This window comes from Rhizobium sp. G21, assembly GCF_014158035.1.
Classification (GTDB): domain Bacteria; phylum Pseudomonadota; class Alphaproteobacteria; order Rhizobiales; family Rhizobiaceae; genus Rhizobium_E.
Window position 1 is genome coordinate 2707101 of the sequence record NZ_JACFXW010000001.1, and the last position, 26086, is coordinate 2733186.

At 63.6% G+C, this 26086-nt stretch carries 21 protein-coding genes and 6 pseudogenes; 15 read left to right on the plus strand and 12 right to left on the minus strand.

What is annotated here, in order from left to right; genetic code table 11:
* Positions 1-1816 (minus strand): annotated as a pseudogene (locus H2O14_RS13780) (ABC transporter transmembrane domain-containing protein).
* 206 nt (positions 1817-2022) lie between these two features.
* Between H2O14_RS13780 and rpmE the strand changes: the two are divergent.
* Positions 2023-2244 (plus strand): 50S ribosomal protein L31, encoded by a 222-nt coding sequence (rpmE, locus tag H2O14_RS13785; protein ID WP_182828106.1) that lies wholly within the window; start codon positions 2023-2025, stop codon positions 2242-2244.
* Between the two features lie 98 nt (positions 2245-2342).
* Here the strand turns inward: rpmE and H2O14_RS13790 are convergent, their stop codons facing one another.
* From H2O14_RS13790 to ccmA, 5 genes and pseudogenes are all read right to left on the minus strand, one after another.
* Positions 2343-2942 carry a DsbE family thiol:disulfide interchange protein gene (locus tag H2O14_RS13790; RefSeq protein ID WP_312858605.1) on the minus strand — a complete coding sequence of 200 codons (600 nt, stop codon included), beginning with the start codon at positions 2940-2942 and terminating at the stop codon, positions 2343-2345.
* A complete protein-coding gene (gene ccmD, locus H2O14_RS13795) occupies positions 2939-3103 on the minus strand; it encodes a heme exporter protein CcmD (protein WP_182828107.1) in 165 nt (54 codons plus the stop codon). The genes H2O14_RS13790 and ccmD overlap by 4 nt, the downstream gene beginning before the upstream one ends.
* Positions 3100-3867, minus strand: a complete 768-nt coding sequence (locus tag H2O14_RS13800) for a heme ABC transporter permease (protein WP_182828108.1) — start codon at positions 3865-3867, stop codon at positions 3100-3102. The genes ccmD and H2O14_RS13800 overlap by 4 nt, the downstream gene beginning before the upstream one ends.
* An 81-nt stretch (positions 3868-3948) precedes the next feature.
* Entirely contained in the window at positions 3949-4608 is a 660-nt protein-coding gene (ccmB, locus tag H2O14_RS13805; protein ID WP_137157221.1) for a heme exporter protein CcmB, read from the minus strand.
* Positions 4605-5244: pseudogene (gene ccmA / locus H2O14_RS13810) on the minus strand (heme ABC exporter ATP-binding protein CcmA). Before ccmA ends, ccmB begins: the two are co-directional and overlap by 4 nt.
* Before the next feature lie 265 nt (positions 5245-5509).
* Between ccmA and acnA the strand changes: the two are divergent.
* Positions 5510-8199, plus strand: a pseudogene (gene acnA, locus H2O14_RS13815) (aconitate hydratase AcnA).
* Between the two features lie 52 nt (positions 8200-8251).
* Here the strand turns inward: acnA and H2O14_RS13820 are convergent.
* A complete protein-coding gene (locus H2O14_RS13820; RefSeq protein ID WP_182828109.1) occupies positions 8252-9373 on the minus strand; it encodes a DNA alkylation repair protein in 1122 nt (373 codons plus the stop codon).
* Between the two features lie 6 nt (positions 9374-9379).
* Positions 9380-9694: an antibiotic biosynthesis monooxygenase gene (locus tag H2O14_RS13825; RefSeq protein ID WP_182828110.1), complete on the minus strand. Its 315-nt coding sequence runs from the start codon at positions 9692-9694 to the stop codon at positions 9380-9382.
* A 67-nt stretch (positions 9695-9761) separates the two neighbouring features.
* Here H2O14_RS13825 and H2O14_RS13830 point away from each other — a divergent pair, with 67 nt between their 5' ends.
* Together H2O14_RS13830 and H2O14_RS13835 are read left to right on the plus strand one after the other, a co-directional pair.
* Positions 9762-10496 carry a helix-turn-helix transcriptional regulator gene (locus H2O14_RS13830; RefSeq protein WP_182828111.1) on the plus strand — a complete coding sequence of 245 codons (735 nt, stop codon included), beginning with the start codon at positions 9762-9764 and terminating at the stop codon, positions 10494-10496.
* 89 nt (positions 10497-10585) lie between these two features.
* Complete coding sequence (locus tag H2O14_RS13835) at positions 10586-11224, plus strand: LysE family translocator (RefSeq protein WP_182828112.1); 639 nt, start codon at positions 10586-10588, stop codon at positions 11222-11224.
* Positions 11225-11269: 45 nt separating this feature from the next.
* On the opposite strand, the gene H2O14_RS13840 is transcribed toward H2O14_RS13835, so the two are convergent.
* The 3 genes from H2O14_RS13840 to H2O14_RS13850 form a co-directional block, all read right to left on the minus strand.
* Positions 11270-11908 (minus strand): OmpA family protein, encoded by a 639-nt coding sequence (locus tag H2O14_RS13840; protein ID WP_182828113.1) that lies wholly within the window; start codon positions 11906-11908, stop codon positions 11270-11272.
* A 148-nt stretch (positions 11909-12056) separates the two neighbouring features.
* A complete protein-coding gene (gene ispG, locus H2O14_RS13845) occupies positions 12057-13310 on the minus strand; it encodes a flavodoxin-dependent (E)-4-hydroxy-3-methylbut-2-enyl-diphosphate synthase (protein ID WP_182828114.1) in 1254 nt (417 codons plus the stop codon).
* Between the two features lie 74 nt (positions 13311-13384).
* Positions 13385-13903, minus strand: a complete 519-nt coding sequence (locus H2O14_RS13850) for an L-2-amino-thiazoline-4-carboxylic acid hydrolase (RefSeq protein ID WP_182828115.1) — start codon at positions 13901-13903, stop codon at positions 13385-13387.
* A 133-nt stretch (positions 13904-14036) separates the two neighbouring features.
* Here H2O14_RS13850 and H2O14_RS13855 point away from each other — a divergent pair, with 133 nt between their 5' ends.
* On the plus strand, positions 14037-15029 hold the full coding sequence (locus H2O14_RS13855; RefSeq protein ID WP_182828116.1) for an MDR family oxidoreductase: 993 nt from the start codon (positions 14037-14039) through the stop codon (positions 15027-15029).
* A gap of 50 nt (positions 15030-15079) precedes the next feature.
* Here H2O14_RS13855 and H2O14_RS13860 read toward each other — a convergent pair whose 3' ends face one another.
* Positions 15080-15535, minus strand: a complete 456-nt coding sequence (locus tag H2O14_RS13860) for an Lrp/AsnC family transcriptional regulator (protein ID WP_137157232.1) — start codon at positions 15533-15535, stop codon at positions 15080-15082.
* Between the two features lie 269 nt (positions 15536-15804).
* On the opposite strand from H2O14_RS13860, the gene H2O14_RS13865 reads away from it, so the two are divergent.
* From H2O14_RS13865 to H2O14_RS13910, 10 genes and pseudogenes are all read left to right on the plus strand, one after another.
* Positions 15805-16473: a thioredoxin family protein gene (locus H2O14_RS13865; protein WP_182828117.1), complete on the plus strand. Its 669-nt coding sequence runs from the start codon at positions 15805-15807 to the stop codon at positions 16471-16473.
* Positions 16474-16674: 201 nt separating this feature from the next.
* Positions 16675-17061 (plus strand): DUF2794 domain-containing protein, encoded by a 387-nt coding sequence (locus H2O14_RS13870; protein ID WP_182828118.1) that lies wholly within the window; start codon positions 16675-16677, stop codon positions 17059-17061.
* A 55-nt stretch (positions 17062-17116) separates the two neighbouring features.
* On the plus strand, positions 17117-17761 hold the full coding sequence (locus H2O14_RS13875; RefSeq protein ID WP_210275449.1) for a thiamine diphosphokinase: 645 nt from the start codon (positions 17117-17119) through the stop codon (positions 17759-17761).
* Positions 17762-17764: 3 nt separating this feature from the next.
* A pseudogene (locus H2O14_RS28490) lies at positions 17765-19593 on the plus strand (ABC-F family ATP-binding cassette domain-containing protein).
* A 95-nt stretch (positions 19594-19688) separates the two neighbouring features.
* Positions 19689-21900, plus strand: a pseudogene (locus tag H2O14_RS13885) (primosomal protein N').
* Between the two features lie 102 nt (positions 21901-22002).
* Positions 22003-22497 carry a DUF4345 family protein gene (locus H2O14_RS13890; protein WP_182828119.1) on the plus strand — a complete coding sequence of 165 codons (495 nt, stop codon included), beginning with the start codon at positions 22003-22005 and terminating at the stop codon, positions 22495-22497.
* Complete coding sequence (locus H2O14_RS13895; protein ID WP_182828120.1) at positions 22479-22799, plus strand: hypothetical protein; 321 nt, start codon at positions 22479-22481, stop codon at positions 22797-22799. Before H2O14_RS13890 ends, H2O14_RS13895 begins: the two co-directional genes overlap by 19 nt.
* 231 nt (positions 22800-23030) lie before the next feature.
* A complete protein-coding gene (locus tag H2O14_RS13900) occupies positions 23031-23624 on the plus strand; it encodes a F0F1 ATP synthase subunit delta (protein WP_246697601.1) in 594 nt (197 codons plus the stop codon).
* Positions 23624-25154, plus strand: a pseudogene (gene atpA / locus H2O14_RS13905) (F0F1 ATP synthase subunit alpha). Before H2O14_RS13900 ends, atpA begins: the two are co-directional and overlap by 1 nt.
* 25 nt (positions 25155-25179) lie before the next feature.
* Positions 25180-26064 carry a F0F1 ATP synthase subunit gamma gene (locus tag H2O14_RS13910; RefSeq protein WP_182828122.1) on the plus strand — a complete coding sequence of 295 codons (885 nt, stop codon included), beginning with the start codon at positions 25180-25182 and terminating at the stop codon, positions 26062-26064.
* Positions 26065-26086 lie beyond the last annotated feature (22 nt).

A 26086-nucleotide genomic window follows, 5' to 3' on the forward strand; every position in this document is an offset into this window, starting at 1 on the left:
CTATTCGCCCGCCGACACAGAGCGCAACGGCGTCCCGGCGGGCGCATCCTGCTCGATCCCGAATTGTAGACGCGCGAGGCGGGAATAGATGCCGCCCAGCGCGGAGAGCGAGGCATGCGTGCCCTCCTCCACCACGCGACCCTGATCCATGACCAGAATACGGTCGGCCTTGAGCACGGTCGCCAAGCGATGGGCGATGACGATGGTGGTGCGGCCGGTCATCAGCCCGTCCAGCGCCGTCTGCACCAGTTTTTCGCTTTCGGCGTCGAGCGCCGAGGTGGCCTCGTCGAGCAGCAGGATGGGTGCGTCGCGCAGGATGGCGCGGGCGATGGCGATGCGCTGGCGCTGGCCGCCCGAGAGCATCACGCCGCGCTCGCCGACTTCGGTGTCGTAGCCGTTTTCGAGCCTCAGGATGAATTCCTCGGCTTGGGCGGCGCGGGCGGCGGCCTCCACCTGCGCCCGGGTCGCGTTCGGCGCGCCGAAGGCGATGTTGTCGAAGATCGAGGCGGCGAAGATCGTCACATCCTGCGGCACGATGGCGATGCGGTCGCGCAAATCTATCGGGTCGACCGAGCGGGCGTCGACGCCGTCGATCAGGATGCGGCCGGCGCCGGGATCGTAATAGCGCAGGATGAGGGAAAACAGCGTGCTCTTGCCCGCGCCGGAAGGGCCGACCACGGCGACGCGTTCGCCGGGGGCGACGGTCAGGCTCAAGCCCTTGAGGGCGGAGGTTCCCGGACGGCTGGGATAGGCGAAATCCACCTGGTCGAAGCCGACGCCGCCACGCGCCGGACTCGGCAGAGCGGCGGGGGCAGGGGGCGGCGATATCGGGCGTTTCGGCGAGGAGCTCCATCAGCCGCGAGGCTGCGCCCGAGGCCTGCGACAGTTCGCTCCAGACTTCCGATAATGCGCCGAGCGCGCCAGCGGCCATCACCGAATAGAGCAGGAACTGGCTGAGCGTGCCTGCGGTGATCGTGCCTGCGAGCACGCCCTGGGCGCCGTACCACAATACGGCCACCACGCTGCCGAACACCATGGTGATGGCGAAGCCGGTCAGGAAGGCGCGCTGGCGGGTGGAGAGCCGCGCCGCTTCGAAAGCTTGCTCCGCGGCGTCGCCGAAGCGGTCGCGGGCGATGCCGCCGGCGTTGAAGGCCTGCACGGTGCGGATCGCGCCGATGGCTTCGGAGGCATAGGCGGAAGCCCCCGCCAACCGGTCCTGCGCCTCGCGCGAGCGCTTGCGCACCGAGCGGCCGAAGCCGACCAGCGGGAAGACGATGAGCGGAATGGCGATCAGCACCAGCGCCGACAGTTTCGGGCTGGTGTAGATCATCATGGCGATCGCGCCGAGACAGAGGATCATATTGCGCAGCGCGAGCGAAGCGGTGGCGCCGACGGCCGACTTGATCTGCACCGTATCCGCGGTCAGTCGCGAGACGATCTCGCCGGACTGGTTGGCGTCGAAGAAGGACGGCGACAGCTTGACGATATGGGCGAAAACGTCGCGCCGGAGGTCGGCGACGATGCGCTCGCCGATGGTGATGACGAAGTAGTAGCGCAGCGCCGAGGCCAGAGCCAGCACCACGGCCAGCCCCATCAGCATCGAGAAATAGGTATTGATGAAGCTCGGGTCGGAATGGGAGAAGCCGTTGTCGATCATCCGGCGCACGGCGAGCGGCAGGACCAACGTCGTGGCCGCCGCCAGCGCCAGCGCGAAGAGCGCGCCGCCAGCCAGCCCCTTGTATCGGCCGATATAGGGCGCGAGGCGCGCCAGCGGTTTCAGGTTCGCGCGCGAGGTCGTTTCTGTTTTACGGGCCACCCGGCCTACTCCGCTGTGTGAGGCCGGCTGGAGGGCATCCTTGCGGAGATTCCCGGGCGCAGGCACTTGTTATCCTCAATCGCTTTGTATAGGCCTCGCCATCAAGCGAAGCCGTGGTCCACAGGCGACTGCGGCTTCATTTATTCGTTTGGCTCGGCAGCCGCAAGTCATGCGGCAAAAGACCACTCTGACGGCAGGACAGTGTCATGAAAGCTCAAATTCACCCCGACTATCACATGATCAAGGTCGTCATGACCGACGGCACCGAATACGAAACCCGTTCGACCTGGGGTTCGGAAGGTCAGGTCATGAACCTCGAAATCGATCCGAAGTCGCATCCGGCCTGGACCGGCGGCAATCAGCAGCTGATGGACCGCGGCGGCCGCGTCTCCAAGTTCAACAAGCGCTTCTCCGGCCTCGGCATCTGAGCGACGCTCGAAAGAGTTTTGCGAAAAAGCCCGGCCTGCCCGGGCTTTTTTGTTGTCTGAAATCCCGTTCGAGAAGGCGACGACGCTTCGCCTGGTCGTTACTTCTTCTGTGCAAGCGCCTTTTCGATGGCGGGCAGCAACTCGGCTCGCACCGACGCCTCGTCGAAGGGGCCGACATGCTTGTAGACGATCGTCCCGTCCGGCCCGACCAGGAACGATTCCGGAATGCCGTAGACGCCCCAATCGATCGCGGCTGCGCCTTTGGGATCGACGCCGATCGCCGAGAAGGGGTTGCCGAGCTCGCCGAGGAAAGCCAGCGCCGCGTCGTTCTTGTCCTTGTAATTGATCCCCACGACAGTCAGCCGCTCGTCGGTCGACAGGCCTAGAATGATCGGATGCTCCTGCCGGCAGGGCACGCACCACGACGCCCAGACATTGACCAAGGTCACTTTGCCGCGGATCGCCTCCGACGTCAGAGCCGGAACCGGCTGGCCGTTCTTCACTGCGCCGTCGAGGGGCTGGAGCGAAAGCGTCGGCGCGGCTTTGCCGATCAGCGCGGACGGGATGACCGAGGTGTCGCGACCCGACATCAGCTGCATCAGGAACACCCCGGCCAGCGCGCCGAACAGCAGAAGCGGTAGAAAGGCGACGAGGACGCGGCGTCTCCGGCCCTGGGGCTGGGCGGGTGTATCGCTCACGCTGCGTCGCTCCCGGCCGATCTGCGGCGGATGCCTTGGGCTTCCAGGCGCTTGAGATCGGCCTTGAGCTTGCGGCTGTCGAGCCAGGTCGAAGCGATCACGCCGAGCAGCACCAGCGCGGCCGCGCCCCAGGAGGCATAGACGTAGAAAGCATGATTCATGATGCGCCTCCGGCCTGGGCGGAACGGGCGGCGTGTCGGCGCATCACCGCGATGCGCCGCCGCCAGATCTCGTTGCGCATCGCCGTCAGATGCAGAGTGAAGAACAACAGGGTGAAGCCCATCGCCATCACCAGCAGCGGCCGCAGAAATTCCGGATCGATGGTCGGCCCGTCCAGCCGCATCACGCTGGCCGGCTGGTGAAGCGTATTCCACCACTCCACTGAAAATTTGATGATTGGGATATTGACGAAGCCGACCAGGATCATCACTGCGCTGACGCGGGCGGCGCGGCCGGGATCGTCCATGGCGCGGTTGAAGGCGATCAAGCCTAGATACATCAGAAACAGGATGAAAACCGAAGTCAGCCGCGCGTCCCACACCCACCAGGTGCCCCACATCGGCTTGCCCCAGAGCGAGCCGGTGACCAGCGCCAGAAAAGTGAAGGCGGCGCCGAGCGGCGCTGCGGTCTTGGCCGAGACGTCCGCAAGCGGATGCCGCCAGACCAGCGTGCCCAACGCCGAAGCCGCCATCACCGTATAGCACATCATCGACAGCCAGGCCGAGGGAACATGGATATACATGATCCGGACCGTCTCGCCCTGCTGATAATCGCCCTCGGTGGTGAAGCTCAGATAGACGCCCGCGATCAGACAGAGCGCCGAAATCGCCGCCAGCCAGGGAATGATCCGCGTGGCCAGCGCGATGAAGCGCGTCGGGTTGGCGAGCGCCGTGAGCTTGGAAAGGGTGAGGCTTGTTTCTGTCATGGGGAGTCTTACCGCCAAAGGCGGCGGCCCGCAATTGATCCTCGTCAAAGCTGGAGCGGAAATGGCCTCACATCTTGGTCATCATTCGGCCGATGCGCGCAGCGCGAAAGCGGCCGCCAATGGGCCGATGACGGCGAAGAACAGGCTGAGCGCGATCAGCGCCAGAAAGGGCGGCAGAAAGGGGGCGGGGTCCTCGACCGCCGCATAGACGGCGGAGACGCCGAAGATCAGCACCGGGATGGTCAGCGGCAGGACGAGGATCGAGACGATCAGCCCGCCGCGCGGCAACGCCACCGCCACCGCAGCGCCCGCAGCCCCGATGAAGGTGATGGCGGGCGAGCCGGCCAGCAGCGTCAAGGCGAGCGCTCCCATCGCCGTCTCGTTCATATTCATGAAGAGGCTGAGAAGCGGCGAGGCGGCGACCAGCGGCAGGACGGCGGAGACCCAGTGCGCCAGGCATTTGATCAGCACGATCAGCGTCAGCGGCGTCTCCTGCATCATCAGCAGATCGAGCGACCCATCGTCGCGATCGGCTTGGAACAACCGGTCCAGTCCGAGCAGCGAGGCGAGCAGCGCCCCCACCCAGAGGATCGCAGGCCCGATGCGCGACAGGAGATTGAGATCGGGGCCGACGCCGAAGGGGATCACGGCGACCACGGTCATGAAGAACAATATGCCGATCATCACGCCGCCGCCAGCGCGAAAGCCCAGTCGGAGATCGCGGAGGAAGAGAGCGGTCATGCCGCCTCGCCGAAATAGTGGAAGCCGGTCATGACCAGTTCGCGGGCGGCGTCGAGGCCGAGCGGCTGGTGGGTGGCGGCGACGATCATTCCCCCTGGTCGAGATGGGTTTTCATCAGCCGGGCGAACAGCGATTCGGACTGGCTGTCGAGCGCCGCCGTTGGCTCGTCGAGCAGCCAGACCGGCCGCCAGGCGGTCAGGAGTTTGGCCATGGCCATGCGCCGTTGCTGGCCGGCCGAGAGATAGCCGAAGGGGAGGTGCAAAAGGCCGATGAGGCCGAGCGCGTCGGCCGCCTCGTCGATCTCCATGCCGGACCTGCCCTGATAATCTCCGAAGAAGGACTTCCAGAACTGGAGATTTTCCTCAACCGTCAGTTCCTTTTTCATGGCGTTGCGATGGCCGAGATAGTGGCAGGCCTCGGGCGCGCGCGGAGCTGTCCTCCCATCGTCGAGCGTCAGCGTCACCGATCCCTCTTCCAGCGGCAGCAGACCGGCTACGGTGCGAATCAGCGTCGATTTTCCCGTGCCGTTCTTGCCTTTCAGAACCAGGCTCTCACCGGAGGCCAAGTCGAAAGAAACAGCCGAAAAAGCCTTTCCCCGCCACGGTTTGCCGCGATTTCGCGGGCTTCCAAACGCATTCTTCATCTCCCGGGCGATTTGTTCTGCGATGCAAAAAAACTTCAGCTTCGACCTTCGTCAGTATGGAACCTTGTTTAGAAATTATCTATAACGTCCGCAATCGCGCCAGCAGCCGGCGTGAAGGTCATCCTTGCGCCGAACCAAGAGTTGAAAAACAATTCTTCGTGCGGACAGCGGAAATGGTTGCACCCGCATCCCATCATGCGCTTTCGGGCGCCGGGCGTTCGCACGTCAGTTCAGCTGAACAGACGAGACGGGTTTTCCATGTCGCATTCCCTCGATAGTTTCAATTGCCGCTCTACGCTGACCGTGAACGGCAAGGACTATGTCTACTACAGCCTGCCGAAGGCCGAAGCCAACGGCCTGGCCGGCGTTTCCAAGCTGCCCTATTCGATGAAGGTCCTTCTCGAGAACCTGCTCCGCAACGAAGACGACCGTTCGGTCACCAAGGCCGATATTCAGGCGGTCGCCGCCTGGCTCGTCAACAAGGGCTTGAGCGAATATGAGATCGCCTATCGCCCGGCCCGCGTGCTGATGCAGGACTTCACCGGCGTTCCCGCCGTCGTTGACCTCGCGGCGATGCGCGACGGCATCAAGGCGCTCGGCGGCGATCCGGAAAAGATCAATCCGCTGGTGCCCGTCGATCTGGTCATCGACCACTCCGTCATCGTCGACGAATTCGGCACGCCGCAGGCGTTCAATCGCAATGTCGAACTCGAATATGAGCGCAACGGCGAGCGTTACCGCTTCCTGAAATGGGGCCAGCAGGCGTTCAAGAATTTCCGCGTCGTTCCCCCGGCACCGGCATCTGTCACCAGGTCAATCTGGAATATCTCGGCCAGACGGTCTGGACCAGGGATGAAGACGGCGAGACGGTCGCCTATCCCGACACCTGCGTCGGCACCGATTCGCACACCACGATGATCAACGGTCTCGGCGTGCTCGGCTGGGGCGTGGGCGGCATCGAAGCCGAAGCCGCCATGCTCGGCCAGCCGGTGTCCATGCTGCTGCCCGAGGTCATCGGCTTCAAGCTCACCGGCAAGGTCAAGGAAGGCGTCACCGCCACCGACCTCGTGCTGACGGTCGTGCAGATGCTGCGCAAGAAGGGCGTCGTGTCCAAGTTCGTCGAATTCTTCGGCCCGGGCCTGGATTCGATGTCGCTCGCCGACCGCGCCACCATCGGCAATATGGGTCCGGAATATGGCGCGACCTGCGGCTTCTTCCCGGTCGACGGCGAAACCATCAACTACCTCACCATGTCGGGCCGCACCACGGACCGGATCGCGCTGGTCGAAGCCTATTCCAAGGCGCAAGGCATGTGGCGTGACGGCGACGGCGCCGATCTCGTCTTCACCGACACGCTCGAACTCGATCTCGGCGATGTCGTGCCCTCGATGGCCGGCCCCAAGCGTCCGGAAGGCCGCCTGGCCCTCGAAACCATCGCGCCGAACTTCGCCACCGCGCTCGAAGGCGATTACAAGAAGCCGGGACAACTGACCAACCGTTACGCGGTCGAAGGCGAGGATTTCGATCTGGGCCATGGCGATGTGGCGATCGCCGCCATCACCTCCTGCACCAACACCTCCAACCCGAGCGTTCTGATCGCCGCCGGCCTTCTGGCCCGCAATGCGGTCGCCAAGGGCCTGAAGTCCGCTCCCTGGGTCAAGACGTCGCTGGCGCCCGGATCGCAAGTGGTCGGCGAATATCTCGCCAAGTCCGGCCTGCAGGACTCGCTCGACAAGCTCGGCTTCAATCTGGTCGGCTTCGGCTGCACCACCTGCATCGGCAATTCCGGCCCGCTGCCGGCGCCGATCTCCAAGACCATCAACGAGAAGGGCTTGATCACCGCGGGCGTTCTCTCGGGCAACCGCAATTTCGAGGGCCGCATTTCGCCCGACGTGCAGGCCAACTATCTGGCCTCGCCGCCGCTGGTCGTCGCCTATGCGCTGGCCGGATCGGTGCAGAAGGACCTGACCAAGGAGCCGCTCGGCCATGACCAGGACGGCAACCCGGTCTTCCTCAAGGACATTTGGCCGACGTCGAAGGAAATACAGGAATTCATCCTGAAATACGTGACCCGCGAGCTCTACGAAAGCAAATATGCCGACGTGTTCAAGGGCGACGCCAACTGGCAGGCCGTGCAGGTTCCGGATGGCCAGACCTATGCCTGGGACGACAACTCCACCTATGTGCAGAACCCGCCTTACTTCGTGGGCATGCAGAAACAGGCTGGCGGCGTGACCGACATCAAGGGCGCGCGCGTGCTCGGCCTGTTCGGCGACAAGATCACCACCGACCATATTTCTCCGGCCGGTTCGATCAAGGCTGCGTCTCCCGCCGGCGCCTACCTGCTCGGCCATGGCGTCTCGGTGGCCGACTTCAACCAGTACGGCACGCGTCGCGGCAATCACGAAGTGATGATGCGCGGCACCTTCGCCAATATCCGCATTCGCAACCACATGCTGGGCGCGAACGGCAAGGAAGGCGGATTCACCATCCACTACCCGTCCAAGGAAGAGATGTCGATCTACGACGCCGCCATGAAATACAAGGAAGAGGGCGTGCCGCTCGTCATCTTCGCCGGCGTCGAATACGGCAACGGCTCCTCGCGCGACTGGGCGGCGAAGGGCACGAACCTGCTCGGCGTCCGCGCCGTGATCGCCCAGTCGTTCGAGCGCATCCACCGCTCCAACCTGGTCGGCATGGGCATCGTTCCCTTCGTGTTCGAGGATGGCCAGAACTGGCAGACGCTCGGCCTCAAGGGCGACGAAGTGGTGACGATCGAAGGCCTCGCCGACATCAAGCCGCGCGACAAGACGGTGGCCAAGGTCACCTATGGCGACGGCGCGGTGAAGGAAATCCCGATCATCTGCCGCATCGATACGCTCGACGAGATCGACTACTACCACAATGGCGGCATCCTGCAGACGGTGCTGCGCGATCTCGCCGCCTGATCAGGCAGCCTGGACCGACATCGAGCCGCCGGGAGAAATCCCGGCGGTTTTTTCATGGGGTGAGATCGAACAGGGCGGGATCCTGATCGACGCCATTGATCCTGAGGCAGATCGAATGTTCGCCGGCGTAATATCGCCTGGTGGTGATCGGGCGGAAGGCGTGGCTGCGGCGGAAGAGCATGCATTCGCCGGGCGCCAGCGTCATCGAGCCGCCCTTGAACACTTTGGGCGCGGTTGCGCCCCGCGCCTTGCGGAAGTGGATGACGTAGTCGACCGTCAGCATCTGAGGCTGATCCGCCAATGACGTAATCCCGGCTTCGAAGACCAGCACGCCGGGCATGACGACGCCGGATGCGGAGAGCCGAAGCAAGCTGGCGGACACCGCCGGCGCATTGCGGCCGAAGATCTCCAGCGCTCCGGGATCGCCTTTTTTGATCAGCGTCCGCAGCCCATGCTTGAGCAGAGACAGACGCTCAGGGGGCGCATCCTTCGCCCAGTTTCGCCCCAGATCCACCGTCAGGCGCGGGTGATCCTTGGAGATGTCGTTGATATGATTGGCGACGGAGCGGCGCACATAGTCCGACGGGTCGTCGCGCAGCCGGGCCAAGAGCGGCAACATCGGCGTCGGGTCCGCCATCAGCGCCGGCAGTTGCATCGCCCATGGCAGGCGCGGACGAGACCCCTCCGACACCAGCCGCCGGACATGCGGGTTGGGATCGTCGGCCCAGTCTTCCATGATAGCGAGACCGCGCGCGAGATCATGCTTGAGGCAATAGCGGATGCCGAATTCGCTGGTGAGGCGTTTGGTCATGTCGCGCATCAGCGCCATCGCGCCATCGAAATCGTCGAGCCCATGTTGGCCGACCAGCAGGGTCAGCGGCATGATCGCCCAACCACGCAAACCCTCTGCGTCCGAGGCCCTGTCGCCGTCCCCGCCTTCATCGGGATGCAGCATGGCGCGGAGCATGGGAAAGCGGAGCGTCGGGTCCTTCGGAAGGCGTTCATGCAGGGCGTCGGCAAGCAGTTGCGCCCGCGCTTTCAGTTCGAGGGCGGGCAGCCGCGCCATCACGGCTTCGATGAAAGAATCCGCTTCGATGTCCGGCGCGGCGCGCTGCAGATGAAACGCGGTCCAAGCCACGAGTTCGCGCGAGAATAGGTTCTTGAGCGGTTCCATGGGGGCTCACTGTTTCCGATAGACGGCGAGAGGCTCAAAGTGGCGCATTTCAGCGCCCTGAAGATCCATCAACGCGAAATATTCTGCGCAATCGGGCGACGTCTCCGCCGTCTTCATCATCGCCTCCGCGTCCTCCTTGCTGCGCCAGTGGATGAGATCGAGGTAGAAGCCTTCCGCCCCACGCAACAATTCCCGGCTCAGAAAGCCGGGCGCGGCATTCAGGAACTCACGCTGAAAGCGGTCGGACGCAGCCACGAAAACTGTCTCCTCGATCTCCGGCTTCAGGCGGAAGCTGGCCATCTCGATATTTATCGTCGCCATCAAAGGTCTCCTCTGTCGATGAGGATGATCTATCGATTAATACGCCATTTTATGTCATGTTTCTTCGATGCGCGCCACCGACCGCTCCCGTTTTGAAAGGCTCGACGCCATCGCCGCCCGGCTCAAGGACGACGCCGGGCTGACGGCGAAAGACTTGGCGGAGCAATTGGGCGTCAGCCTCAGGACGGTCAGCCGGGATCTGGCTTTGTTGCGCGACCGCGGCGTGCCGGTTGAGGCCGACCGGGGCCGCGGCGGCGGGGTGCGCCTGCCGCGTCATTGGGGCGTGGGAAAGTTGAGCCTCACCTATCGCGAAGCGGTGGAGTTGCTGGTCTGCCTCGCCATCGCCGAGCAATTGCCGTCGCCCTGGCTGATCGCCAATCTGGCCGCCGTCAGGCGCAAGCTGGTGGCGTCTTTCGCGCCGTCGCTCAAGGACAAGATCGCCGGTTTGAGAAGCCGCATCCTGATCGGCGGCTCTGCTTCGGCCGCCGTCGTCGAAAGCTTCTCCCCGCTCGGGGCGGAAATCACCGAAGCCCTGCTGACGGGTTTTATGGAACAGAAGCGCGTGCGCCTTTCCTATCGCGATGTCGAGGGGCGGCTGACAGGGCGCGAGATCGAGCCGCAATGGCTGCTGCTGAATGCGCCTGTCTGGTATGTCATGGGATGGGACTACAAGCGGGAGGCGGTGCGCAGCTTTCGGTGCGACCGCATCCTCGAAGCGCATTTGAGCGAAACCCCTTTCACCCTCCGCCCGGCGCGAGACTTCGACGAGGCGATCGCAGACATCCGCGCCATCCGTCCATGATCCATCATTTTCAGTGATGCCGGCTTCAGCAAATGTCGCTTTCGCCCGTCACGGGTTCGGGTATGGTCGGCCGAAAAGGATTTTCGCCCATGTCGATCGCTGACACGCTTCCCCATCTCGCCGTCGCCTGGCTGGCCTATTTCATCGCCGTGGTCAGCCCCGGCCCGGCGACGCTGGCCTTGATCTCGACCTCGATGACGCGAGGCCGCGCCGCCGGCATGGCCTTTGCCCTGGGGGTGATGACGGGGTCGCTGACCTGGGCCTGCGCGTCGGCGGTCGGGCTGGCGGCCGTCATGGCGAGTTACGCCGAGGCGCTCATCGTGCTGAAGATTGCCGGCGGGCTCTATCTGCTCTATCTCGCCTGGAAATCGTTCCGCTCGGCGATGACGTCGGGTGATCTGGCCGAGACGGCGAAAGATGGCGGCAAGGAAAGCCTGCGCCGTCTCTATCTCAAGGGACTCGGCCTGCATCTCACCAATCCCAAGGCGGTGCTTGCCTGGATCTCGCTGATCTCGCTCGGCCTGCCCATGGGCGCGCCGGCGTCGATGATCGCGCTTTACATCGCCGGATGCTTCCTGATCGGTCTGATTTCGCTCAACGGTATGGCGGCGTTGTTTTCGCTGTCGCCCGTGGTGGCGCTCTATCGTAAGGGGCGTCGCGGCATCGATGGCGTCATGGGCGCCTTCTTCGCCTTTGCCGGCGTCAAGCTTTTGACGGCGCGGCTCTGAGAAGAAAAGGCTCGGATCTCGCCGCGCCTTCTCTCATTCATGAGATCAGGCGCCCTTGAGCGGCGAGATCGAGATTTCCACGCGGCGGTTCTGGGCGCGTCCCTCGGGCGAGGCGTTGGAGGCCACCGGCCGGCTCGGGCCATAGCCCATGGCGGCGATGCGGCGGGTGTCGATGCCCTGGCCGCCGAGATAGTTCGCGACGGAGACGGCGCGACGCTCGGAGAGTTCCTGATTGTGCCCGAGGCTGCCGGTCGAATCGGTGTGGCCGGCGATGTCGATCAGCGTCTTGTTGAACTTGCGCAGCACGATCGCCACGGAATTCAGCGTCGGATAGAATTCCGAGCGCACGGCGTCCTGATCGGTGTCGAAGGTCACGTTCGACGGCATGTTGAGGATGATGCGGTCGCCGGCGCGGGTGACGGAAATGCCGGTGCCCTGCAACTGGGCGCGAAGCTCGGCTTCCTGATTGTCCATGTAATTGCCGACCGCGCCGCCCGCCAGCGCACCGAGGCCCGCGCCGATCAATGCGGCGTTGCGGCGACCCGGGCCGTCATTGCCGACCGCGAGACCGGCGAGCGCGCCGAGGCCTGCCCCGATGGCTGCGCCGCCGGCGGTGTTGGAGATCTTCTTCTCGCCCGTATAGGGATCGGTCGTCGTGCAGGCGGAGAGGTAGGTCGCGCGCAAAGCGCGATCAAAATGACTTTTTCATGCCGGACTGTCCTTTCGTGGCGTCGTTGCCGCTCAACCGAACAAATACGGCAAAATCACGGGCAATGCCACGCAAGACCGGAGCATTTCGGCTTGCTGAATATTTGCAAGCATCGGGCGCGGCTTATTCGGCCGCTTCCGTTTTCTGGCCGAAACGCTTTTCGATATAGCCGATCACCAGAGCTTCGAAATCCTCGGCGATCTTGGGACCGCGCAGCGTCAAAGCCTTCTCCCCGTCGATGAACACCGGCGCCGCCGGGTTTTCGCCGGTGCCGGGCAGGGATATGCCGATATCGGCATGCTTGCTCTCGCCGGGACCGTTGACGATGCAGCCCATGACCGCGACGTTGAGCGCCTCGACGCCGGGATATTTCTCGCGCCAGACAGGCATGTTCTTGCGCAGGTCGGTCTCGATCTTCTGGGCGAGTTCCTGGAAGACCGTCGACGTGGTGCGGCCACAGCCGGGACAGGCCGCCACGACCGGCAGGAACTGGCGGAAGCCCATGACCTGCAGCAGTTCCTGCGCCACGATCACCTCGCGGGTGCGGTCGCCGTTCGGCTCCGGCGTCAGCGACACGCGGATCGTGTCGCCGATGCCGTGTTGCAGCACATAGCCCATGGCGGCGGAGGAGGCGACGATGCCCTTGGAGCCCATGCCGGCTTCGGTGAGGCCGAGATGCAGAGCGTGATCCGAGCGGGCCGCGAGCATCTGATAGCAGGCGATGAGATCCTGCACCTGACTGACCTTGGCGGAAAGAATGATGCGGTTGCGGGCGAGGCCGATCTCCTCGGCCAATTGGGCCGACAGAAGCGCCGATTGCACGATCGCCTCGCGCGTCACCTGGCGGGCTGAAAGCGGAAAGCCGTTTGCCTGGTTCTCGTCCATCAGCCGCGTCAGCAGTTCCTGGTCGAGCGAGCCCCAGTTGACGCCGATGCGGACCGGCTTGTCATAGCGGATCGCCATCTCGACGATGTCGGCGAACTGCTTGTCCTTCTTGTCCTTGAAGCCGACATTGCCGGGATTGATGCGGTATTTCGCCAGCGCCTCGGCGCAGGCGGGATGATCGGCCAGCAGCTTGTGGCCGATATAGTGGAAATCGCCGACCAGCGGCACATCCATGCCGAGCCGCAACAGGCGCTCGCGGATCTTCGGCACCGCGGCTGCGCTCTCGTCGCGATCCACCGTGATGCGGACGATTTCCGAGCCGGCGCGAAACAGCGCCGCGACCTGCGCCACCGTGGCATCGACGTCCGCCGTATCCGTATTGGTCATCGACTGGACGACGACGGGCGCGCCGCCGCCGACGATCACGCCGCCGACATCGACGGCGACGGAGGCGCGGCGCGGTTTCGGATCGAAATCGGAAGGGAGCGACATGGCTTTTTCCAGCAAGTGAGGTCGTTGGCAGTCAGGTGGCAAACAGGCGCGCCAATGTCAAGGAAAGCGCTGATTCATGGCGCGGTTTTGGCGGGCGCCGCATCCGGATCGAAACTGTATTGGAAGTCGCAATGGCTGGCCCCTTCCATCACCGTCTGAGTGCGCTTCAGCGTAATGCGTGGATCATAGCCGGTGCAGAATGTGCCGTCGCGGTTGCAGGACAGGAGATGGCCGATGTCGCCGAGACCCATGGCGCGGTAGGTCTCGGCGTAGCGACAGCGATCGACGCGATAGTGGAATTCCGTGTCGGTCGCCCTGGTCACCTCGATCGTCAGCGCGTCGTCCTGGGTCCAGAGGCTCTGAAGATCCTGAAAGGTCCTCAGGCTGGTGCCGCCTGGCGTCTTGGCGGCGAAGGCGGCGCCCGCGGCGATGGCCGCCTTGCGGATGGCCGAATCGAGGATCGCCTTGGCCTTGTCCTCGCCGATCTCCGCCTTCATTTCTTCATAGATCGGCCTGATGATTCCGGCTTCGATGGTGCGGCGGGCGAGAATGCCGATTTCGCCCTGGGTGGCGGGATTGTCCTGATCGCTCATGGCGGCCTCCTGTTTGCCCGAAGATAGTGCGGCGCAGGCGAGAAGAAAACCATGCGGCCGCATCAGACTTTTTGCCAGTTGCCATCCCGCGCGGTTCGGGCGAACACTGCCGCATCAATCAAGGGAGGTTTTCATGTTCAAGGCTCTGGTGGTTCGCAAGGCGGAGGATGGTGCGATTTCGCAGGCGGTCGAAGAGCTGGACGATGCGATGCTTCCCGACGGCGATGTGACGGTGAAGGTGGACTATTCGACGCTGAACTACAAGGATGGCCTCTGCATGCATGGCAAAGGCGGGCTCGTGCGCGCCTTCCCGCATGTGCCGGGCGTCGATTTCGCGGGCGTGGTCGAACAATCCGCCGATCCGCGTTATCGACCGGGCGACCGTGTCGTTTTGACCGGCTGGCGGGTCGGCGAGGTCTGGTGGGGTGGTTACGCCTCACGCGCCAAGGTCAAGGCCGACTGGCTGGTCAAACTGCCGGACGCCATCTCCACGCGTCAGGCCATGGCTGTGGGCACGGCGGGGTTGACCTCCATGCTGGCCGTCATCGCGCTGGAAAAAGCGGGGCTCAAGCCTGATCAAGGCGAGGTGGTGGTGACCGGCGCGGCCGGCGGCGTCGGATCGGTTGCGGTCGCGATCCTGGCCAGGCTCGGCTATCGAGTGGCGGCGGTCACCGGCCGCCCCGAGACGGAGGACTATCTGCGCGATCTCGGCGCCGAGACCATCATCCCCCGCGGAGAGCTTGCGGAGCCCACGGCCAAGCCGCTGGAGTCCGAACGATTTGCGGCGGGCGTCGATGCGGTGGGCGGGGATATGCTGATGCGGGTGCTGAAGCAGGTCAAATACAACGGCTCCGTGGCGGCCATCGGCCTTGCGGCCGGCGCCGCCGTTGCGTCCTTCACCGTCGTTCCCTTCCTGCTGCGCGGCGTCAATCTGCTCGGGATCGATTCGGTCATGCGGCCGCATGATCAACGCGTCGAGGCTTGGTCGCGGCTGGCCGCCGACCTGCCGATGGACAAACTCGAAGCCATGGTCAGCGAACATGGTCTCGCGGAAATGCCGGGGCTCGGCGCTTCCATCCTGAAAGGCGGCGTCAAAGGCCGTATCGTCGTCAATCCGCAGCTGTGAAGATAGGCCGCGTCGTCATCGACGGGCCAAGGAGGGAACCCTTGCCGAACTCAGACGGCGAGGGTCGAGACTTCTTTGGCGGAAGAGAGAACGATGAGTGTTTCCGTGCGCATCAGGCCTTCGATGGATTTCAGCTCCTGAGCCAGGAAACGTTCGAGTTCCCGGGTGTTCTTCAATCGCACCTTCAGGAGGTAATTCCACGCGCCGGTCACGTGGTGGCATTCGAGGACGGCGCCGCTCTCTGCAACCTTCTTTAGAAACCGCTCTTCCACTTCCGGGTCGTTCCAGCCGACGAAGACGAAGGCCAGGAGATCGAGGCCGACTTTCTCAGGATTGACCGCTGCATGGAAGCCGGAAATAATTTCGTTGCGAATCAGACGCTTGATGCGGTCGTTCACCGTCGAGGGCGCCAGTTTGAGCTCTTGTCCGATCTCCGCGAGCGACAGCCTGTCATTTTTCTGGAGCAGGGCGAGCAGGCTGCGATCCGTTTCGTCCAAAATACTCATGTGCAACCTCCGGATTTTTTTATAAGAGCGAAACTTTTTAGTCGGAAAAACCCGACGCCGGAAGGGCGTTTTTTTGCCATTCGTGAAAGAAGCGGGTTTTCCTGCAACCTAACAGTTTCATTGCGAAATCGTTCCGCGCAGCCGCAAAAAAGCCGCTGTGGCGGGCCCCTCCCGCTCAAGCGAATTTGATTTAGCCGTGAGGCTCCTATTCGCTATATGATTGTCCCGCAAGCGACGCCATCAGCGCGTCCGATCGAAAGGCAAATCCATTGCGCAGGCTCGCATTCGTACTTCTCGCCATGGGCGCGTTCGTCCTTGCCGTGTTCGGTCTGCAATGCCGCGCCGGAGAGACCGTGTCTTCGAAACCCGTCGGCGTGGTCGAACTTTTCACATCGCAGGGCTGTTCCTCCTGTCCGAAAGCCGATGCGGCCTTTGCGCGGCTGGCGGATCGCCGCGACATCGTCGCGATCTCCTATCATGTCGATTATTGGAATTATCTGGGCTGGCAGGACACGCTGTCGGCGCGCGAAAACACCGAGCGGCAATATGGCTATAGCAAGAGCTTCGGCGCGAGCAATGTCTTCACGCCGCAGGTTGTGCTGAACGGCGTGCGCACGGCCAAGACGGGAGGGCTTTCTCACGTCATGACCGATCTCGACGCCCTGGCGCGGGGCGGTCAGGCGGTCAGCGTGCCCGTTTCGGCCCGGCTTACCCCAGAAACGATGACCATCGCCATCGGCGCGGGCTCCGGCAAGGCGAATGTGGTGGTCGCCTACTTCAAGCGCAGCACCACGGTCGCGATCGAGAGTGGCGAGAATACCGGCAGAACGCTGCATTACCGCAATGCGGTGACCAAGTTGGAGACGGTCGGCGGCATGGGACGGCAAGGCGATGACCTTGAAACTGCCGGCCTCCGTGGGCTCCAAACCCGGCTATGACGGCTGCGCCATTCTGCTCCAGGCGCATGACGCCGATGGCAATCCCGGACGAATCTACGGGGCTGCAGCCCTCTAGCTCGGCGTCGCCATGCGCCAATTGGTCTTGCATTTCCCCGCCTTTCAGGCACACTGTCGTCGATCCGTCATGATCACGCGCATCCGACGGAGCTAGACGCAAGGCATTTCGGCGCAAAGGTTTCCATGGCGGATCACACCGAGCAGCAGGGCTCTTCCGAGCGCAACGGTCCCGCGGTCATCGACCTCAAGGATTATCGAGAAGCGCGCGATCCCGCGCCCGTCACCTTCCATCGCCTCGAACTCAACCAGATCCTGCGCATTTATGGACGCATGGTCGGCGAGGGCGAATGGAGAGATTACGCGATCGACTTCTTTCGCGACAAGGCGGTGTTCTCGATCTACAAGCGTTCCGGCGATGCGCCGCTCTATCAGGTCGAAAAGGTCCCGAAACTCGCCGCCAAGCAAGGAGCGTTCGCGATCGTCAACACGCAGGGCCGCATCCTCAAGCGGGGTCATGAACTGGCCCAGGTGCTGAAATTCTTCGATAAGGTCCAGAAGCTGCGCGACTGAAATTCCTGCCGTCACGCCCTCCCCATGCGGATCGTTTTCGTCTAAAGCGATCGCCATGACCACATTCGCCATCTTGCTCGGCGGTCGTCTCGTCGCGACCACAAGGCTATCCTCGCAACTTCTCGGCGCGCGCTTCATCGCCGCCGATGGCGGGATGGCGCATGCCGAGACGCTTGGAGTGACGCCCGAACTCTGGCTCGGCGATTTCGATTCAGCGTCCGAGACGCTTCTCGCCCGGTTTCCCGAGACGCCGCGGGAGACGCATCCGCCCGACAAATCGCTCACAGACGGCGAGCTGGCCGTCGAGCGGGCGCTTACCCTCGGCGCCCGCCGTCTGATCCTCGTCGGCGCCATGGGCGGGGCGCGCACCGATCACGGCGTCGGCCATCTCCTGCATGCCGTGGCGCTCGCCGAACGCGGCGTCGAGGTCATGCTGACGTCGGGCGACGAAGAAGGCTATCCGCTGCTGGCGGGCGAGGTCAGTCTCGACCTTCCTTCCGGCAGCCTGTTTTCGATCATGGGATTTTCCGATCTGACTCGCTTGTCGATCGACAACGCGCGGTATCCGCTCGACGATTTTCACCTTCCTTTCGGTTCTTCACGCACGCTGTCCAACGTCGCGGAAGGACCGATCACCCTGAAGCTCGGCAGCGGCCGGGCCGTGACGCTTGCGCGTCCCTATGACATGACCGGAGTGTGACCCTTGGCCCCGCCCATTCTCAAGCTTGACGACATTCACCTGAGCTTCGGCGGCGCGCCGCTTCTGAACGGCGTCAGCTTCCAGCTCGAACCCGGCGAGCGCGTCTGCCTGGTCGGTCGCAATGGTTCGGGCAAATCGACGCTGCTCAAGATGGCCGCCAGCCTGGTCGAGCCGCAATCGGGCGAGGTGTTTCGCCATCCGGCCTCGACGGTTCGTTATCTGCATCAGGCGCCGGATTTCGAGGGCTACGCCACGATCGAAGCCTATGCCGCCGCAGGTCTAGGCCCCTCCGACGATCCCTATCGCGTCACCTATCTTCTTGAGCATCTCGGTCTCGACGGCGCATCGAGCCCCGCCAATCTCTCGGGCGGCGAAGCCCGTCGCGCCGCGCTCGCCCGGGTCATGGCGCCGGAACCCGATATTCTCCTGCTCGACGAGCCGACCAACCATCTCGACCTGCCGACCATCGAATGGCTGGAAGGCGAGTTGATGAAGACCAAGAGCGCGCTGATCCTGATCTCCCACGACCGGCGCTTTCTCGAAAAAGTCTCAACCGCCACCATCTGGCTCGATCGCGGCGTCGCCAGGAGGCTCGATCGCGGCTTCGGCCATTTCGAAGCCTGGCGCGACAAAGTGCTCGAAGAAGAGGAAATGGAGCAGCACAAGCTCGGCAAGGCCATCGAACGCGAAGAGCACTGGTTGCGCTATGGCGTCACCGCCCGACGCAAGCGCAATATGCGCCGGCTCGGCGAATTGCAGGACATGCGCCATCGTCACCGCAGTCACAAAGGCGCGGTCGGCTCGGTGCAGGCGACCGTCTCCGAAGGACGCGAAAGCGGAAAGCTGGTGATCGAGGCCGACAAGATCACCAAGAGCTATGGCGACCGCGCGATCGTCGCGCCGTTTTCGCTGCGTGTGCATCGCGGCGATTGCATCGGTCTCGTTGGCCCCAACGGCGCGGGAAAGACCACGCTGCTCAAGATGCTCACCGGACAGCTCGAGCCGGATTCTGGAACGATCAAGCTCGGCACCAATCTCGACATCGCCACGCTCGACCAGAAACGCGAAGATCTCGACCTCACCGACACGCTCGCCAATTACCTGACCGATGGTCGCGGCGAAAATCTGCTGGTCAACGGCGTCCAGCGGCACGTCACAGGTTATATGAAGGAGTTCCTGTTCCAGCCGGAGCAGGCGCGTACGCCGATCCTCAATCTGTCGGGGGCGAGCGGGCCAGACTTATCATGGCGCGCATTCTCGCCCGGCCGTCCAACCTGCTGATCCTCGACGAGCCGACCAACGATCTCGACATCGAAACGCTGGATCTGTTGCAGGAGGTCGTCTCCGGCTATCAGGGCACGGTCATCCTCGTCAGCCACGACCGCGACTTCCTCGACCGCACGGTGACTTCGACCATCGCGCCCGCCGATCCCGAAAACCCTGATGGTCGCTGGATCGAATATGCCGGCGGCTATTCCGACATGCTGACGCAACGCAAGGGCCAGGCCGACGAGCGCCGGAGGGTCGAAAAGGAAAAAGCCGCCCAGGCGAAAGCCGACGCGCCGGCCGCCTCGTCCGACGTCGGCAGGAACAAGGGAAAGCTGTCCTTCAAGCAGAAATTCGCGATCGAGAACCTGCCCAAGCAGATGGCGGCCAAGGAAGCCGAGATCGCCGCCTTCGAGACGAAAATGGCCGATCCCAATCTGTTTGCGCGCGATCCCGACGGCTTCTCCAAGATCGCCGCGCGGCTGGAAAAGGCGCGCGACGAGGTCGCCCGCATGGAAGAAGAGTGGCTGGAGCTCGAAATTCTTCGCGAGGAGCTCGAAGGCTGATGACGGGGCAGAGCTGCGCCGGCGAAGCGCGGCGAAACGGATAAATTACGCCGGACCTGTTTTCATTGCCGGTCCGGATGTGCCATTTCACGGCTATGGCAAGAGATTCGCTCGACGACCTGTTCGGAGACAGACCGCAGCCGAAAGTGGCGGCGGTCATGGCGCCTTTGCCGACCCCGAAGCCTTATTCCTACGCGGTGCCCGAGGGCATGCATGTCGAGCCGGGCTCGATCGTGCAGATCCCGCTCGGGCCGCGCCAGGTGTTCGGCGTGGTCTGGGACGGCGAACCATCCGACAAGATCGATCCGAAGAAACTGAAGCCGATCACCGCCGTTTTCGATTGCCCGCCGCTGACGACAGACATGCGGCAGTTCATCGACTGGGTCGCGAGCTACACGCTGTCGCCGCCGGGGCTGGTGGCGCGAATGGCGTTGCGCGCGCCCGCCGCCTTCGATCCCGAGCCCATGGTGGAAGGGCTTCGGCTCACCGACAGCCGGCCGGAGCGGTTGACCCCTGCGCGCGGTCGCGTGATCGCGCTCGCCGGGGAGGCTCCCGCCTGGACGCGGTCTGGTCTGGCGCATGCCGCCGGGGTCTCGTCTTCCGTCATCGACGGCTTGACCAAACAGGGCGTGTTCGAGCCGGTGTTTCTTCCGCCGCCGCCGGTGACGGCCGAGCCGGACGCCGATTACGCCCAGGCCAAGCTGGAGGCCGATCAGCGCGCAGGCGCCGACCAGCTGATCGCCTCGGTGCAGCGGGGCGAATTCAACGTCACGCTCATCGACGGCGTCACCGGATCGGGCAAAACCGAGGTCTATTTCGAGGCGATCGCCGAGGCGATCCGCCAGGGCAAGCAGGCGCTGATCCTGCTGCCGGAAATCGCGCTCACGCCCGCCTTTCTCGAACGGTTTCAGGATCGCTTCGGCGCCAAACCCGCCGAATGGCATTCGGATCTGCCGCCGCGCATGCGCGAGCGCGTCTGGCGCCAGGCGGCCGAGGGCAGGGTGAGGGTCGTCGCCGGCGCACGCTCGGCGCTTTTCCTTCCGTTCGAGAATCTCGGCCTGATCATCGTCGATGAAGAGCATGATCCCGCCTACAAACAGGAAGACCGCGTCTTCTATAATGCGCGCGACATGGCGGTGGTGCGCGGCCGCATCGGAGGTTTCCCCGTGGTGCTGGCGTCTGCGACGCCCTCGGTCGAAAGCCGGGTCAACGCCGATCAGGGACGGTATGAGAAAGTGCACCTTCCCGGGCGTTTCGGCGGCGCGGCGCTGCCGGATCTTCATCTCGTCGACATGCGTCGCCATCCGCCGGCGCGGCGGCGGCTTTCTGTCGCCGATCATGCTGAAGGGCATGGCCAAGACCCTGGAGCGCGGCGAGCAATCGCTGCTCTTCCTCAATCGCCGCGGCTATGCGCCGCTGACGCTCTGCCGGGTCTGCGGCCATCGCTTCCAGTGTCCGAATTGTTCCGCCTGGCTGGTCGAACATCGCTTTCGCGGCGTTCTGCAGTGCCACCATTGTGGCCACAACGAGAAGAGCCCGGACGCCTGCCCGGAATGCGGCGCGCTCGATCATCTCGCGGCCTGCGGCCCCGGCGTCGAGCGCATCGCCGAGGAGGTGGAGAAGAGCTTTCCCGAAAGCCGCATCATCGTGCTCTCGTCGGATATGGCCGGCGGGGTGAAACGGCTGAGGCTGGAGCTGGAGGCGATCGCCAAGGGCGACGCCGACATCGTCATCGGCACGCAACTGGTCGCTAAAGGCCACAACTTTCCGAAAATGACGCTGGTCGGCATCGTCGACGCCGATCTCGGTCTCGCCAATGGCGATCCGCGCGCCGCCGAGCGGACATTCCAGCTTCTGTCGCAAGTCACCGGCCGCGCCGGTCGCAGCGGGCTTCAGAGCCGGGGCCTGATCCAGACCTATCAGCCCGGCCATCCGGTGATGCAGGCCATCGTGTCGGGCGACTCCGAAGCCTTTTACGAACGCGAGATTCTCGAGCGGGAAAAGGCGCTGATGCCGCCCTTCGGACGGCTCGCCTCGATCATCGTTTCCGCCGACAGCCGCAACGACGCAGAAGCCCATGCCCGAAGCCTCCGGCAGGCCGCTCCGCAGATGTCGGGCTTGAGCGTGCTGGGGCCGGCTGAAGCGCCGCTGGCCCTGGTGCGCGGGCGTCACCGGTTCCGTCTGCTGATCCATGGCCGGCGCGGATCGGACATGCAGGCCTTTGTGCGCGCCATGGTCGAGCAGGGACCGAAGGAGCGCGGCTCCGTGCAGGTGCAACTGGATATCGATCCGCAGAGCTTTCTCTGATCGCCTCTTCATCCAGAGGCGAAAGTCACAGCATTCTCGTTCGGCCCGATTCTCAGCGGCTGTCGCCTATGCCATAAGGAGCGAAGCAGCAGAGAGGCGTATATGGAATTCTCCCTCCCCGAATTTCCCGCGACCCCCGTCGGACAGGCGGCCTTCGTTTCGGCCGCTCTCGCGCTCGCTTTCGGACTCCTCTACCTGATCATCCCGCAACGCATGGGCCGCCTGATCGGGCTGCAGTCGGGTCGGGTCGGCGCGATCGGCGAGCTGCGCCCGGCCGGAGGATTTCTGGCCGGCATCGCCGCCGCGACCTTGCTTCTCGATCAACCCATTCTCTACGCAGCGCTGGGGTTGTCGCTCGGCCTCGGCGCTTTCGGCAGGCTCTTGTCGCTGATGTCCGATCAGGCGGCGAGCCTCGTCAATATCGTCATGCTCGTTTTGCAGGCCATTATGGCCGGGGCGCTTGCGGCGCGACTTCCGGAAGCTCTCGCGGAAGCCGGAGCCTTTTATGGCCGGTCGAGTTCCAGACGCAACTGTCGGCTTACGCCTATGCAGCTCTCGCATTCGCCGGCCTCGTCATCATGTTCATGCCCAGGGTGAGCGCCCGCGCTGCCGGTCTGGCCTTCCTCGCACAGGCCGGTCATGGCCCGATCCGCTCGGCAGGCGGAATTCTTCTCGCGCTTGGTCTTCTGGGAATCTATGTCGCAGGACTGACTGAAAGCCTTTACGTCGCCCATCTGTTTCTGGCCATGGGAATGGTCGCGGCGCTGATCGTCTCGGGTGTCGGTCGGATCGCAGCGCTGACGCTCAATCGTGGCAACTATCCGTTTTCGTTGATTATTCTCGTTCTGTCCTTGCTGGCTGCGGCGGCGCTTGCCTGGGGCTTCGCGGGGATGATTTGAGGCCGGTCCGAGGCTTCAAAGGGAAAAAAATTCCAACGCAGAGGCCAAACGCTCCGTAAATTGGCAAATAAATGCGATTCTGCCGCGATTGGCCGCAACATCCTGTGTTGCGAGTCCTGTGGAGCTATGCTAGATGGCTTGCGAGTTTTTGGGGAGTTGAGCGTCTGCGCTCAGGGAAATTCCGAAAATAATGCAACATTTTCAGGTTCTTGGATTCGGTGCGCCGGGCCCATGAGCCTGAAGAGAAATAGGGAAACTCGGCGCGTGGCAGAGTCATCGCAAATCGTGTCTGGCGTGGCAGAACGTTATGCCTCGTCCCTCTTCGAACTGGCGCTGGAGCAGAACGCCGCGGGCGACGTCGCCAGCGCGCTCGATCGCTTCCAGGCGCTTCTGGATGAGTCGGAGGATCTGCGCCGTCTCGTGACGAGCCCGGTGTTCGGCGCCGACGAGCAGCTGCGCGCGATCTCCGCCATTCTCGACAAGGCCGGCATCGGCGGTCTCGCGGGCAACCTGATCAAGGTCGCGGCGTCGAACCGCCGCCTGTTCGCCGTGCCCGGCATGATCCGCGGCTATCGCACCATCTACGCCCGCCATCGCGGCGAGGCAGTCGCCGAAGTGACTTCGGCCCATGCTCTGACATCCGAGCAGGAACAAGAATTGAAGGCGGCGTTGAAGAGCGTCACCGGAAAAGACGTGGCGATCAATGTTGCCGTGGACCCTTCTCTCCTTGGCGGCCTGATCGTCAAGCTCGGTTCGCGTCAGATCGACACCTCGCTTCGCACCAAACTTTCTACCCTTAAGCTTTCACTGAAAGAGGTTGGCTGATGGATATCCGCGCCGCGGAAATTTCCGCAATTCTCAAGGACCAGATCAAGAATTTCGGCAAGGAGGCTGAAGTCTCCGAAGTGGGTCAGGTGTTGTCCGTCGGTGACGGCATCGCCCGCGTCTATGGTCTGGACAATGTTCAGGCCGGCGAAATGGTCGAATTCCCCGGTGGAATTCGCGGTATGGCCCTCAACCTCGAATCCGACAATGTCGGCGTGGTTATCTTCGGCTCCGACCGTGACATCAAGGAAGGCGACACCGTCAAGCGCACCGGCGCCATCGTCGACGTTCCCGTCGGTCCGGAACTGCTCGGCCGCGTCGTCGACGCCCTCGGCAACCCGATCGACGGCAAGGGCCCGATCAATGCGACGCGCCGTTCGCGCGTCGACATCAAGGCTCCGGGCATCATTCCGCGCAAGTCGGTCCATGAGCCGATGTCGACCGGCCTCAAGGCCATCGATGCGCTCATCCCGGTCGGCCGCGGCCAGCGCGAACTCGTGATCGGCGACCGCCAGACCGGCAAGACCGCCATCATTCTCGACACGTTCCTGAACCAGAAGCCGATCCACGACAACGGCCCGGACAACGACAAGCTGTTCTGCGTCTACGTCGCCGTCGGCCAGAAGCGTTCGACCGTCGCACAATTCGTCAAGGTTCTCGAAGAGCGCGGCGCGCTGAAATATTCGATCGTGATCGCGGCGACCGCGTCCGATCCGGCGCCGATGCAGTATCTCGCACCGTTCGCGGGCTGCGCCATGGGCGAATATTTCCGCGACAACGGCCAGCACGCCCTGATCGCTTACGACGACCTGTCCAAGCAGGCCGTGTCCTATCGCCAGATGTCGCTGCTTCTGCGCCGCCCGCCGGGCCGCGAAGCCTATCCGGGCGACGTCTTCTATCTGCACTCGCGTCTGCTCGAACGCGCCGCCAAGCTCTCCGACGAGCGCGGCTCCGGTTCGCTGACGGCTCTGCCGGTCATCGAGACCCAGGGCAACGACGTGTCGGCCTTCATCCCGACCAACGTGATCTCGATCACCGACGGCCAGATCTTCCTCGAAACCGACCTGTTCTATCAGGGCATCCGTCCGGCCGTGAACGTCGGCCTGTCGGTGTCGCGCGTCGGTTCGTCGGCCCAGATCAAGGCGATGAAGCAGGTTGCCGGTTCGATCAAGGGTGAACTCGCCCAGTATCGCGAAATGGCCGCCTTCGCTCAGTTCGGCTCTGACCTCGACGCCGCCACGCAGCGCCTGCTCAACCGCGGCGCCCGCCTGACGGAGCTGCTTCAAGCAGCCGCAGTTCTCTCCGCTCAAGACGGAAGAACAGGTTGCGGTGATTTTCGCCGGCGTCAACGGTTACCTCGACAAGCTCACCGTGGCTCAGGTCGGCAAGTTCGAGCAGGGTCTGCTCGGCTACCTCCGCACCGAAGGCAAGGCGATCCTCGATGCGATCCGCACCGACAAGCAGATCACCGACGACACCAAGGGCAAGCTGAAGGCCGCTCTCGACAGCTTCTCCAAGACGTTCGCCTGATCGGACAAGCTGGGACGGAGAACCAATGGCTTCCCTCAAGGACCTGAAAAACCGGATCGCTTCCGTCAAGGCGACGCAGAAGATCACCAAGGCGATGAAAATGGTCGCCGCGGCGAAGCTTCGGCGCGCCCAGGAAGCGGCCGAGGCCGCTCGGCCCTATTCACAGCGCATGGGCGCCGTCATGGCGAACATCGTCAGCGCTGTGGGCGGGGACGCCGACGCGCCGCGCCTGATGACCGGCACCGGATCCGACAAGACCCATCTGCTGGTCGTCTGCACCGCCGAACGCGGTCTGTGCGGCGGCTTCAACTCGCAGATCGCGCGTTTCGCGCGCGATCACGCCCGCCGCCTTCTGAACGAAGGCAAGACGGTGAAGATCATCACCGTCGGCAAGAAGGGCAACGACATCCTGCGCCGTGAATTCGCGAGCCTGATCATCGACCGCGTCGAACTTCGCGACGTCAAGAAGGTCGGCTACGAGAACGCCGAGGCCATCAGCCGCAAGGTGATGAGCCTGTTCGACAAGGGCGAATTCGACGTCTGCACACTGTTCTATTCCGAGTTCAAGTCGGTGATCTCGCAGATCCCGACCGCTCTGCAGCTCATCCCGGCCGTCGCGCCGGCGGTGGCCGCGGCGGACACGACCTCGGCGTCGGCAGTTTACGATTACGAGCCGGACGCAGGCGCCATCCTCGGCGATCTCATCCCGCGCGCCATCACCGTGCAGATCTTCCGGGCTCTGCTCGAGAATGTCGCCGGCGAAATGGGCGCCAAGATGAGCGCTATGGACAACGCCACGCGCAACGCCGGTGAGATGATCAACAAACTGACGCTCAGCTACAACCGCCAGCGTCAGGCGAAAATCACCACCGAACTGATCGAAATCATCGCAGGCGCGGAAGCGCTCTGATCTACAAGAAAAGAGGGTATGA